2 protein-coding genes are annotated in these 14388 nt (G+C 46.2%); both read right to left on the bottom strand.

Annotated elements, in window-relative coordinates; translation table 11 throughout:
* Nucleotides 1-19: 19 nt before the first annotated feature.
* Nucleotides 20-10789 (bottom strand): tyrocidine non-ribosomal peptide synthetase TycB, encoded by a 10770-nt coding sequence (gene tycB / locus ACFVS2_RS03990; protein ID WP_390231200.1) that lies wholly within the window; start codon nt 10787-10789, stop codon nt 20-22.
* A gap of 93 nt (nt 10790-10882) precedes the next feature.
* Nucleotides 10883-14161 carry a tyrocidine non-ribosomal peptide synthetase TycA gene (gene tycA, locus ACFVS2_RS03985; RefSeq protein ID WP_390231197.1) on the bottom strand — a complete coding sequence of 1093 codons (3279 nt, stop codon included), beginning with the start codon at nt 14159-14161 and terminating at the stop codon, nt 10883-10885.
* Between the last annotated feature and the right edge of the window lie 227 nt (nt 14162-14388).

The raw sequence follows: 14388 nt of genomic DNA, 5'->3' as shown, positions 1-14388 counted from the left end.
CATTTCTCATGTCGCCCGATTAGATTAATTCCAGGATGTTCTCCAGTTCTTCCATGGAAAGGTCATCATCACCCAGATCACTCGGGGTCAATTCTCCATTTTCTTTTGACATGCAGTGCTCAATAATGCTGAGCAAGTGATTCCGATAGCTGTCTGCCAATTTCGCGATGGTTTCTTCCTTATACTGGAGACTGCTGTAGCCAAAACTGATCTGGAGCTTTCCATCCTCGATCATGCCGGAAATATCCAACAAGAATACTCTCTCCGATTCTGGACTGAAAAGCTGACCCGTACCCAGTGGTGAGAAAGTAAATCCGCCAGATTTTACATCCGAATCAAATTGCCCGAGGTAGTTAAAGCTGATTTCCGGTTGCAGGCTAAATTGCAGGGATGGACGCAGTTGTTCCGCCGTCATCGTGCGTAAAATCTCGTAGCCAATTCCTTTTTTCGGAATATGGCGCAAGCTTTCTTTGATTTGCTTGATTTGATATGACAAGTCCTTTGATTTTTCCATATCAAGCACGACAGGGAACTGGGATGTGAACCACCCAATCGTTCTGGTCACATTCATTTCATTCTGAATATCTTCGCGCCCGTGACCTTCCAGGTTAATGACAGCGTAGTCGGTATTCGCCCACTCTTTCACGGTTAATCCCAACGCAGTCAGCAACAGGTCATTCATTTCTGTGTGATAGGCATGATGAACGTGACGTAAAAGGTTTTCTGTCTCTTGCGCTGTCAACTCGACCTTCGCTGTACGGGTGTGCTTTTGTTTACGATCTGCTGTAACAAAATCGGTTGGCAACTTTTCTGCCGTGCTCGTGCTCTCGAGGTTGTGCCAGTACGCAGCTTCACGTAAAAGCTCGTCACTCTCCGCATAGTTTTGCAATTGAGTCGACCAATCCTTGAATGAATCTGTCTTTTTCGGCAAGACGAGCTCCTGATTGCGGAGAGCCTGCGAATAAGCAGATGAAAAATCTTCAAACAAGATGCGCCAAGAGACGCCATCCACGACCAGATGATGAATGGCAATCAGTAAATGATCCCCTTCAGTAGTGGAGAAGAGTGCCAAGTGGACGAGTGGTCCCTGTTCCAAGTCGATACTGCTTTGGATGTGATCAGACAACTCCAAAATATGAGCTGCGCTATTTGCATGGTCTTTCAAGTCATACGAGTGGAAGCGGAATCGCTCACCTGTCAGCGTTCGATTGATTTGTGTGATTGACTCATTTTCCTGTTTGTATATCATGCGCAACGCATCGTGGTGCTCGACAATCTTATAGAATGCCTGCTGAACAAGTCCCGGATCAAAGCCATCCTCTCGGAACAGCATGACAGCCTGATTCCAGTGGTGACGGTCTGTGAAATTGCACTCGAAGAACCACTTCTGAATGGGCGTCAAGCCAATCTCGCCTTCTACTACTCCCTGATCGCTCTCTCTGTTGTTCGGTATGACATGGGCAGCAACTTGTTCAATGGTCGGATATTGGAACAGTTCCTTCATCGCTAGCGTCCAGCCTGATGCGTGCAAACGCGTGGATACCTGAATCGCTTTGATGGAATCTCCGCCCAATTCAAAGAAGTTGTCTTTCATTCCCACTTGCTGAATTCCCAATACCTCTGCCCAGGTCTTTGCAAGTAAGTGTTCCAGTTCGTTTTGCGGTGCTTCATATTCTCTGCCCGATTTTTCTTCGTGGCTTGGCTTCGGCAATGCTTTGCGGTCAATTTTGTCATTCGGTGTCAACGGCATCTTATCCAACTGAACAAAGAAGGAGGGAACCATATAATTTGGCAATTCTTTTCCCATAAATTCTCGCAGTTGTGCCGGACTTGCTTCCCCATCGGCTACATAGTATGCGCACAGGTAAGGTTGCCCCTGGTCATCCAAATGTGTGATGGCTGCTGCCTCAATAATCGACTCATATCGCAACAGAACACTCTCGACTTCGCCCAGCTCTACCCGATGACCGCGTACCTTCACCTGATGATCGATTCTGCCGAGATACTCGATATTTCCGTCCGGAAGCCATTTGGCTAGATCCCCGGTGCGATACATCTTCTCTCCAGGCACAAACGGATTGTCGACAAATTTTTCTGCCGTCAATTCTGGTCGATTCCAATATCCTCTAGCTAGCGCCACCCCGCTGATGCACAATTCACCTATTTGACCAACTGTCTTCAATTGCATTTGTTCATCCACGATGAACAGCTTCGTATTCTGAATCGGTTTGCCAATCGTAATTGTCTGACCAACTGGTTCATGCGGCAAAGCTTTCCAGAGTGTCGCGCAAACCGTACTCTCTGTGGGACCGTAGCCATTGACATAGGTCACTTTCTCTTTCCATTGCTCTACCAACGCGGTAGATGCTGCCGATCCAGCAGTAATCAGGATACGCAATGACGGCATACGGTCAGGCTCAAGATAAATGGCATACGTCGGCGGCAACGTGAGAATGGTAATTCCGTTTTTGTTGACGTACTCCTCAAATTTGCGGAAATCGTTGATCGTATCACGCGAGATAATATACAAGGTCGCCCCTGTCAATAGAGCCATAAACATATCCCACACCGATGCATCAAAAGAGATACTCGCAAAATGTCCTGGCCGATCTTGTGGGGTTACGCCGAATTGATTCTTGAAAACCGCCTGTAGATTGGCTGCCCCTTTGTGCTCCAGCATGACTCCTTTTGGATTGCCAGTGGTACCGGACGTGTAAATGATATAGGCAAGATCAGACGGCTTGTTGATGCAAAGCAAATTGTCTGAATGCGACGAATAGCTCCCTGCGTCGTCCAAATCGATAATTTCTGCCTGACTGGACACCTTGTGGATCAAGTGAGAATGGGTAAGCACGAGCTTCGACTGACTGTCCTCGATCATATAGCGAACTCTTTCTTCGGGATAGTCAGGATCGACAGGCAAAAAGGCTCCGCCAGCTTTTAAAATGGCGAGTGTTGCAATGACCATTTCCAAGGAACGCTCTACCATCATGACGACGATTTGAGAAGGACCTACCCCTTTTTCCCGCAAAACCGCGGCTAGCTGGTTCGCTCTTTCATTGAGCTCTTGGTATGACATGCTCTTCTCTTCAAATACAATAGCCGTTTGATCAGGCGTGTTCGCTGCCAGTTCCTCAAAGAGCTGTTGTATGGTCTGGTCTTCCGTGAACTCTCTGTCTGTATGATTGAACTCCACTAGTAACAACTGCTTTTCTTCTGCCGTCAGCATCTCAATCGCTTGAAGCGGCATGTCAGGTTCTACCGTAACGTTGCGTACAATTTGCATGAAATGACGCGACATTCTGTCTACGGTGTCTCTTCTAAACAGCTTGGTGCTGTACTCCAGTCGCAGCAACAGGTCTGTTTCCCGTTCAGTCAGGTGAAAAGACAGGTCGAACTTTGAAATGGCAAGTGCGCTCGTCGATTCATAGGGATGATAAGTCAGTTGACCCATTGTTTTTTGGTACAGTTCGTCGGTTTGCAGAATGAACATGGTATCAAAAAGTGGATTGCGTCCCGGATCACGTTGAATGCCAAGCTTTTCAACCAGACTTTCCAGCGGATAATCCTGATGATCATAGGCATCCAGGGCATTCTGCTTGACTTCCATCAGAAACTCCTTGAAGGTCTTCTCTGCTGTCGGTTTGTTTCTGATTGCTAGCGTATTGACGAACATACCGACAATCGGTTCGAGCTCAGCGCGCGTCTTGCCGGAGATTGGTGTTCCGACAACGATATCCTCCTGCCCTGTATACTTCGAGAGCAGCAAATTGTAGGCGGCAAGCAAGACCATAAACAAGGTCGTTTTCGTTTCTGCAGCCAGCGCGTGTAAAGCTTCCAGCAGAGGTCTATCGGTAGCGAGTACGATTTGATCACCCTCAAAGCTTTTCACAGCTGGGCGTGGATAATCTGTCGGGATCTCCAAGACAGTGTTATGTCCCTCAAACGCGTAGCGCCAATACTCTTCCTGCTTCTTAAAGTTATCTGACTCGTTAAAGCGTTTTTGCCAGACAGAAAAATCTTTGTATTGGATACGCAGCTCTGGCAATTGTCTGCCTTGGTACAATTCCGCTAGTTCATTGAAGATAATCGTGACGGACGAGGCATCCGAAGCAATATGATGCATGTCATACAAGAGAAGATGACGTTCATCCGAGATTTGCACGAGACCCATGCGCAGCAGTGGCGGAACAGACAGATCAAATGGACGGACAAACGCATGGAAAATTTCATCGATCTGATGTTCTTCTGCACTCCGATACTCCATTTCCACTTCCACGTGGTCATGAATTTTTTGGACCAACTGATCTCCTACCATCTCAAAGGAGGTTCTCCAGATTTCGTGACGATCTACCAATGCTTGTAGCGCTTGCACCAATTGATCGCGATCCAGTTGACCCTCTAGCATGATCATCCCAGGCGTATTGTAGCTGATACCCGCGCCTTCCAACTGATGGAGCACGTACATCCGCTGCTGGGCAGATGATACCGGGTAGTAATCTTGTGGTTCTGCTGGTTGAATCGATTCATCTGGTGCATTCTCACTGTTTGCTATCAGCCTGGACAAGGCTCGAACGGTAGGCTGTTCAAAGAAATGCTTCAAAGGAAGATCGGTTTGAAACTCCCGATGCACATGCGCCACTACCGTCATAGCTTTCAAGGAATGTCCGCCCAGCTCAAAAAAGTTATCCATCACTCCGATGCCGGAGATGCCAAGGACGTTTTCCCAAATCTTTGCTAGTGTTGCCTCTACTTCATTGGCAGGGGCGACATACTCCACACCTGTTGTAGGCTTTCCTTCCGGCTTCGGCAGCGCTTTGCGATCGATCTTGCCATTTGGCGTGAGCGGGAAAGCATCCAGTTGAATCAGATAGGGCGGTACCATATACGCTGGCAGTTCTTGAGATAGATGGGTTCGAAGCGCCGCTTCCGAGATGTTGTCTTTCCCGGTGAAATAGGCGGTCAGATACGCGTCCCCGCTTCCATCCTGATAAGCAACGACAATCGCTTCATTTGTCGTTTCATAGCTGAGAAGAACCGATTCTATCTCCCCGATCTCAATCCGGTATCCTCTCACTTTTACTTGTTCATCCAGGCGTCCTGCGAATTCAATCGTACCGTCAGGGAGCCATCTGCCAAGGTCGCCCGTCTTGTACATGCGTTCACCTGGCTCAAATGGATTGGAAACAAACTTCTCCTCGGTAAGCTCTGGTTTGTTCCAATATCCACGTGCCAAACCGAGTCCGCCTATGCATATCTCTCCCACTACCCCGATTGGTAGCAGTTGGTGCGAATGGTCCACGATGTATATGCTTGTGTTTGCTATTGGCCGTCCAATGGTGATCGGAGAATCCGGGAGCGTATCGCACAGATAGGTGGCGATAACACTGCTTTCTGTCGGACCGTACGCATTGACAGCAATCATCTGCGGATTCATCTCTTTGCACATCTCAACCAACTTCGGCGATAGTTTTTCTCCCCCGAGCACGGCCATTTTCATCGGACTGATCTCTTCGGTGGTGCTGCATTCCAAAATCGCCTGGAACAAACTCGGCACGCACAACGTGTAGCTGCAACTCCATGTTGAGATCAGGTTTTTGAGCGCGATCGGATCTTTGGCTTCTTCATCCTTCGTTAAGACAACAGTTGAACCGGATAGAATCAACGCAAAGAAGGTAAGGACAAAACCATCAAAAGCAAAGGATAGAGCCAACAAGCCTCTGTCATGGACAGATAAGGCAAACTCTTCTTTGTTCCATGTCACACTGTTGACAATACCTCGGTGCTCCACCATGACCCCTTTTGGCTTGCCTGTCGTACCCGATGTGTAAATGATATAAGCCAGATTGGTAGCCGTATGAATCGGGTCAAGGTTTGTCGTGATACGAGAATAGTTACTCTTATCCTCCAGATACAGGCATTCCACTCCAACAGCAACCTTTGCTCCAAGATGCTCGTGAGTAAGCACCAGACGGGCTTCGCAATCTTCCAGCATATAGGCAATGCGATCATTCGGATATTCTGGATCGATAGGCACGTATGCTCCGCCAGCCTTGTGAATGGCAAGGATTCCAATCACCATCTCCAAGGAACGATTTGCCATAATCCCAACTCGTTGGTCAGCCTTTACTCCTTTTTTCCGTAATGTACGAGCAAGCTGATTGGCTTTCTTATTGAGCTCCTGATATGTCAACTTTTTGTCCCCGCAAACCAGCGCGATTTGATCAGGGGTTTTCCCTACTTGTTCTTCAAATAGCTGTGGAAGTGTGCTTTCCAATTGAACAGGCTTGAATGTGTCATTGAACTGGACCAGCAATTCCTGCTTTTCTTTCTCGGTGAGCATCTCCATCTGATAGAGAGCCAAGTCCGAGTTCCCAGTGACTTCTTGCAAGATTTGGATGTAATGACGCGACATGCGTTCGATGGTCTCCTGCTTGAACAGCTTGGTGCAAAATTCGAAGCAGAACATGAGACCTGCGTGGTCTTGGGTTGCTTCGAGCGACAAATCGAATTTCGCCATTTTGCCCTCTGGCACGTAAGGCGTCACTGTCATGCCTTCGATCTTGATCGGATCGGCATCCATGTTTTGCAAAATGAACAATGTGTCAAACAATGGATTACGGCTTCGATTTCGATTGACCGCCAGCTTTTCGACTAGTTCCTCAAACGGGTACTCCCCATGCTCAAATGCAGAGAGTGTATTGTCCTTCACTTCTCGTAAAAATTGCTTGAAGCTTTTGGTTGCCACTGGCTGATTTCTCATTGCCAGCGTGTTGACGAACATACCCGTAATGCTTTCTGTGTCAGGATGCGTTCTTCCAGCTGTCACGGTTCCGACTACCATGTCTTCTTGCCCGGAGTATTTTGCGAGCAAAACATGATAGGCAGCCATGAGCACCATGTAGAGCGTAGTACCAGTATCGGCCGCCACTCGTTGCAAGCCATCCAGCAGCTGTTTTTCAGAGCGGAATAGATAACGTTCACCCTCAAAGCTTTGAACAGACGGTCGAGAGTAGTCCAAAGGCAGGTTCAAGACAGGAACTTCACCAGCGAATCGCTCGGTCCAATACGCTTCCTGTTTTCTGTATTCGTCTGTCTGTGCCAGACCTTTTTCCCAAACCGCGAAGTCTTTATATTGAATGCGTTGCTCTGGCAAGGATTTACCTTGATAGAGCTGCGCAAGATCATTCAGGATGATTTGCGATGACACTCCATCCGAGATGATATGGTGCATATCGATGATCATGACATGGCGCCGCTCTCCCAGTTTGACCAGTCCAACCCGACTTAATGGCGCTTTTTCCAAATCAAACGGACGCATGAAATCCGTGATGACTTGATTCAAACCATCTTCTGTCGTTTCCATGTAGGCGATTGGTAATTTGCATTCCTGATGGATGCGTTGAACCAGCTCACCGTTGATGGTATGGAAGGAGGTTCGCAGCGATTCATGACGACTCACCAGATTGGAAATGGATTGCTCCAGCTGCTGCACATTCAATTCCCCATCGAGTACCGTCACAACGGGCAGATTGTACACCGTACTAGCCGGATCAAGCTGGTTTAAAATGAGCATGCGTTTTTGCGCAGAGGATACAGGATAATGTTCTTGCATGACGACCCGCGGAATAGCGAGATAGGTTACTTCCTCTTCGCCTTCCACATACTTGGCGATTTCTTGAATGGTTGGTCTCTCAAACAACACGCGAAGCGGAACATCTGCTTGGCAGTCTTTTTGCATCCGGGAAATGAGGTGAATCGCTTTTAGCGAATGGCCCCCCAGTGTGAAAAAATTATCCTGAATGCCAATCGGGGACACGCCGAGTACGCTTTCCCAAATCGCTGCCATTTTCTGTTCCAGTTCGGTTGTCGGAGCAAGGTAATCTGCTCCCTTAAAAGCATTCCCTTCAGGTATGGGCAAGGCTCTTCTGTCTGTTTTTCCATTTGGTGTGACCGGAATCCGCTCCAGCTTCATAAAGAAGGAAGGGATCATATACTCAGGCAGCGTTCGTGATAAGTACGCACGCAGTTCCTCGTTGCTCACTTCCTCTGTCAAAACGACATAGGCGCACAAATACTTACCGCCAGTCTCATCCGTTCTATCGATGACCACGGCTTCCTTAATTAAGGCGTGGTTGAGCAAGTGTGATTCGATCTCTCCCAGCTCAATACGATGACCCCTGATTTTTACCTGATGGTCGATTCGCCCTAAAAACTCGATATTGCCATCTGGCATCCAACGAGCGAGGTCACCCGTTCGATACATTCTTTCTCCTGATTGATACGGGTTTTCGAGAAACTTCTCCGCAGTCAGCTCCGGATTGTGCAAATACCCTCTTCCTACGTTCGCACCAGAGATATACAGCTCCCCAACAATGCCCTCTGGTTTCATCTGGAGCTTTTCATCCAGGATATAAATGCCAGTGTTGCTGATCGGTTTTCCGATGGGTGGCAGCTCTGGTATATCCAGGCTTGGGTCCATGGTGTAGGTGGTTACCACATGTGTCTCCGACGGCCCGTAATGATTGTGCAAAAATACGTGATGGTTCCGCAGATATTTCTGTAGCTCATGAGTAACGACGAGCTGTTCCCCTGCTGTGATAATATGCTTGACGCAACGCGGGAAGCTTTGCGCATAATCTTTTTCGTTAAAGATAAATTTCAAGAAGGATACAGGGAGGGACAAAATGCTGATCTGTTTTTCCTGGATAAATGCAAACAGTTTTTCTACATGACGTCTCATCTCATTCGTGATGAGATAGAGCTGTCCCCCAGAAAGCAGCGTAGAGAAAATCTCCTGATAGCAAACATCAAAGCTGCATGTGGTATACTGCAATACTTTTTCATGAAAATCGATGTTGGTCTTGGCAAACGTAAAGTGCATCAGATTTGCCATGTTTTTATGCTCAAGCATGACGCCTTTTGGTTTACCTGTCGTTCCTGAAGTGTAGATAATATAAAACAAGTCATCTGGATGATTGATCGTTTCTACAGACGCACTACTCTCTTCCCAGATGGCTGGAGCGTTGATATCTATTTTTTCAGTAGAGGCAGAGACTTTCTCTAGTAGATGCTGCTGGGTCACTACCAATCGAATCCCGCTATGCTCAAGCATGTAGGCAATTCGTTCTTCTGGTAGCTCTGGATCAATCGGTACAAACGCACCGCCAGCTTTCAAAACCCCAAGAATTCCAACAATCATCTCGATCGAACGATCCATCATCGTACCAACCAGACTGTCTGCTGCAATCCCATTTCCTCTCAAAAATCTGGCGAGCTGATTGGACTTTTCATCTAGCTCCCGATACGTCAACTGCTGTTCTCCGAATACAACAGCAACCTGATCAGGTGTCCTTTCCACTTGTTCCATAAAAAGCTCGTGCATGGTTTTCGTTGGATAGGCAGCGGAAGTATCAAGGTTTCTGGCCATTAGCTGTTGTTTTTCAGTTTCTGTCAGCAAGGTAACCTGTTGTAGGTTGACCTTCGGATTGTTTGCCACGCAAGCCGCGATCTGCTTGAGGTGGCCAGCCATTTTTTGAATAAAGGCTTCATCGAAAACAGCAGCATTATAATCAAACCGCATCGCAATCTCTTCTTTGGGCATTACCATGACGGTCATGTCATAATTGGTAGGCTCAAACATCTCGACATCAGAAATGGTGAAGCCTACTTGCTGCGTCGCTACTTTTTTCTGCAAGGCCTCGACTAACGGGTAGTTTTCGATGACCATCAAGTGATCGATCAAATCTTGCTTCAATACGGAATCGTTTTGAATATCGTACAAAGGCACATGCTCATACGATTGGGATTGCAGTGTTCTTTGGTGCACATCTTGTATCAAGTCGGCAAAGGTTTGATCGTTTTTCGCTTGAATGCGGAATGGAATGGTATTGATGAACAACCCAACCATTTTATCGATTCCAACGATTTCAGTTGGTCGGCCGGATACAACAGAGCCGAATAGCGCATCATTCGTACCGTTATAGGATTGGAGGAGAATCCCCCATATGGTTTGAATCACAGTCGGCAATGTCACTTGATTTTGACTTGCGATCGCAGAAAGCTGCTGCGTCAGCATGCGGTCCAGCACAAAACGATATTGTGCTGGTAGAAAGGCATTGCTAGAAGACTTCCCAAATTTCGGCAAGGAAGTTTGCTGTTCAAATTGTTCCAGATAGCCTCTCCAATATGCGAGGGCAGCCTCTTTATCTTGCTTTTCCAGCCAACGAATAAATTGGCTGTAAGGCTGCACCGGGTCAAGGGAAATCGGAGCCCCGTTCTTTAAGGATAAATAGACGGAAAGCAAGTCATCAAAAATAATGCTAAAGCACCAACCATCCATGAGTATGTGATGAAAACTCCAGATGATTTGGTATTCGCTCTCCGTCATTTGGAAAATAGCCACTCTCATCAACGAATCTTTCGCCAGATGAAAGGTTTTCTCTTGGTCATTCCTTTTGTACTGTGTGTAGCGCTGCTGTTTTTCTTGCTCGTCGTATGCAGTTAAATCGCAAAATAGGATGGGAATGGGTCGTTCCTTCAAGACAACCTGCAAAGGCTGCTTTAATTTTTCATAGAGAAACAGCGTGCGGAACACATCATATCTCTCTACCAGCACATGCAAGCTATTGGTAAACAAACCAACATCAAGATTGCCCTGAATCGAAATCGACATCTGTACAAGATGAGAGTTATGTTCTTCGTCTAGCAAGGCGTGAAATAACATTCCCTCTTGCATGGGCGTCAATAAATACATATCTTGTACTTGTTCTTTGCTAAAAACACTCATTCCGGCACCTCGATATCCACATTATTTGTCATATTTACATAAAAATGTAAGTCAAGAGTATGTTTAACCCTAAAAATAGTAGCAAGTACTTATTTAGTTAAGCGTACTGTTAAGTAATTCGAAGATGTCGTCCATTTCTTCCATTTCAAGTCCTTTTAGACTAAAGTCACTAGGAGTCCGTTCAACTTCTTTTTTCTGCGAGCAATGAGTGATGATCTCCCGGAGATGTTTTCGATAGTTCTCACTCAGTTGATGAATGGACTCTTCTCTAAACTGCTCCTCGCTGTACGTAAACGTGATGAGAAGCTCGCCACCTTCAATTCTTCCTGTAATATTCAAGGCGGTATAAATCTCGGAATCAGGACTCAGATTGTTCTTTCCATCCGCACCAAGCGTGTTACCTGAACTATACGGAGAACGGGTAAACAATTCGTTGTTAAGGCCTGAGTCAAATTGCCCCAAGTAGTTAAACGTCACTTCGGGTTGCAAGAAAAAGGACAAGGAACGTCGTTTTTCCGGTTCTGTCATATATTTTAAAATTTCATAGCCAATGCCTTTATTAGGGATCTTCCTCAGGTTTTCTTTCGTGCATTTGATATGGTCAGGTAAGTGATTCATTTGACTCAAATCTAGTAAAACTGGATATTGGGACGTAAACCATCCAACTGTTCTTGTCACGTTAGCGTGTTCGATCACATCCTCGCGCCCGTGCCCTTCCAGATTAATCACGATTTGGTCAAGCCTGCTCCACTCTGCAACGGCCAGCCCCAATGCTGCCAGTAACAAATCATTGATTTCTGTTTGATAAGCAGAATTTGCCTGCTTCAACAATTGTTCGGTTTCCTCTGCTAGCAATCCGACCTGTATGTTGCGGATACTCTTCTGTTTGCTGCCCACCGTGTCATAATCTTTTGGGAGGGAAGCATTCCTAGCTCCTGATTCGAGATTCTCCCAATACGGGATTTCTCTCATCAATGCATCACTATTCGCATACTCATTCAGCCATACTGCCCAATTTTTAAAAGAATCCGTTTTTTCTGGGAGAACGATTTCTTTTCCTGCTAGTACCTGACTGTATGCAGTTGCTAGATCCTCAAACAGAATGCGCCAAGAGATTCCATCCATGACTAAATGATGGATGGCCAAAAACAAATGATCGCCTTGGCGCGTATGGAATAGAGCTGCCTTTACCAGCTGTCCCTCTTGTAAATTCATGCTGCCATGCAATCGTTTTGTCTCTTCTTCGATTGCTTGCTGGGCATCCGAATGCGAGGTCAGATCATATTGAAGGAAATGGTATAATTCGCTATCCAATCCACGATTCTGTTGAACGATTCTCCCATTCTCGTTCCGATAGACCATGCGTAGCGCGTCATGATGCGAAAGGATTTTATCCAAGGTCTTTCGGATAGCTTCAGGATCAAATCCCTGTTCGCGGTACAACACATACGATTGATTCCAATGGAACATATTCGTAAAATTCTTTTCAAAGAACCATTGTTGAATCGGCGTTAAGGTAACAGGGCCTTCGATGATTCCCTGCTCGCTTCTCCTCGTCGTACTTTTGACATAGAGAGCAACTTGTGAAATTGTCGGGTAATTCAGTAAATCTCTCGTGTCTAGCTTTAGTTGATAGGCATGCAAACGAGCAGCGACCTGGATCGCTTGAATGGAATCCCCACCGAGCGAGTAAAAATTGTCGCGAATCCCAATTTTCTCAATTCCCAATACTTCTTGCCACACGGTTGCGAGAATCGATTCTGTCTGATTTCTAGGAGGTTCGTATGCAGGATTTGTCTCAGCAGTAACATCAGGTTCTGGCAAAGCTTTGCGATCAATTTTGTCATTCGGCGTGAGTGGCATTTTATCCAGCTTCACGAAATAAGAAGGAAGCATGTACGCAGGAAGCTTTTGAGCCGCATATTCTCTGATCTGCGCAGGAGTTACTTCCAGTTGCGAAATAAAATAAGCGCACAAATAAGGTTGAGCATGTTGGTCTTCTCTAGCGATTACTACTGCCTCTTTTATTTGTTCATGTTTCAACAAAACGGACTCGATTTCTCCCAACTCGATCCGATGACCCCTGATTTTCACCTGATGGTCGATTCTGCCGAGAAACTCGATTTCTCCATTCGGCAGCCATTTGGCCAGGTCTCCTGTCCTGTACATTTTCTCTCCTGGTACGAACGGATTATCCACAAATTTTTCGGCGGTCAAATCTGGACGATTCCAGTATCCCCTGGCTAGACCTACTCCACCTATGCATAATTCGCCTTCACTTCCAATTGGCTGCAATTGTAGCTCTTCATTGACAATATAAGTGGACGTATTTTGAATCGGTTTCCCGATTGGGATCGTTTGGTTGACGAGCACATTGGAAGGTGCCTCCCAAATCGTCGCGCAAATGCTTGTTTCCGTAGGTCCGTATGCATTCACGTACCTGACTTTGTTTTTCCATCTATTCACTAAAGGGAAGTTGGCAGCTGAACCTGCCGTAATCATGATGCGAAGTGTAGTAAAATGATCTGGGGTGAGGTGGGTCAAATAAGTGGGTGGCAACGTGATGATAGTCAATTCATTTTCATTCAAATATTTTTCAAAACTGATGAAATCATGAATCGTCTGTTTGGAAAGGATGTAGAGGCTGGCACCGGTTAGTAAAGCCATGAACATTTCCCATACCGATGCGTCAAAAGACATGCTGGCAAACTGTCCAATCCTGTCTGCAGGTGTTACTCCGAACGTATTTTGAAAGAATGATTGCAAATTAGCGATCCCTTTATGCTCCAGCATGGTTCCTTTCGGCTTGCCGGTTGTGCCTGAAGTATAAATGACATACGCCATGTCAGTAGGTTTGCTTGGCAAGTGAAGGTTGGAATCCGAGCGAGAATCCAGCTGTTCTTCCTCGAGTACGACTACAGGACCACGGTATCCGACATCATAAACAAGTTGGCTGACGTTTTTCTGGGTGATGACGATTTTGGTTTGACTGTCTTGCAGGATATATTGAATCCGATCTCGGGGATATTCGATATCGATAGGAACATACGCTCCGCCAGCCTTGAGGATGGCCAGAATAGCTGTAACATTTTCAATGGATTTCTCCATCATCACACCGATGATGCTGTCTGTTGTAATCCCTTTTTCGATCAGTGCTCTTGCTAATTGGTTGGCCTTCCTGTTGAGCTCCTGGTAAGTTAAGCGCTCATTTTCATAAACGATAGCAACTCGGTGTGGCACAGCTTCTGCCTGCTCTTCGAACAACTGATGAATCGACTTATCCTGTGGGTATTCAACCTTTGTATCATTAAACAAGGCTACCTGTTCTTTTTCCCACTCCAAGTCGATGAGATTGGCCTGATTTGCTAACATATGTCCCCTCCGATAATTGGCAAACTTTTGTCTATCATGAAGTGTGACAATACAATGTGATGGCCAAACAAGTGAACGACACTACAAGGAAATGGTCCGCTAAATCTGAAGATGAAGCCTCAGTGACGAATGGCTCACATTGGAAACTCCCTCATCAACACCATTTAATATAATGGCCCAATGTAACAAAATATGTGGGTTTTTGTATCTTTTCTGTAAGTATTACC

Origin of the sequence: Brevibacillus sp. NPDC058079 (genome assembly GCF_042885155.1) — a bacterium.
Classification (GTDB): Bacteria; Bacillota; Bacilli; order Brevibacillales; family Brevibacillaceae; genus Brevibacillus.
The sequence above is the reverse complement of the archived record's forward strand: the minus strand, read 5'-3'. Positions and strand labels throughout refer to the sequence as shown.

What these genes read in the sequence shown, in the direction of transcription:
- tycA (WP_390231197.1), bottom strand. Translation starts at nt 14,161, where the DNA reads ATGTTAGCAAATCAGGCCAATCTCATCGACTTGGAGTGGGAAAAAGAA.
- tycB (WP_390231200.1), bottom strand. Translation starts at nt 10,789, where the DNA reads ATGAGTGTTTTTAGCAAAGAACAAGTACAAGATATGTATTTATTGACG.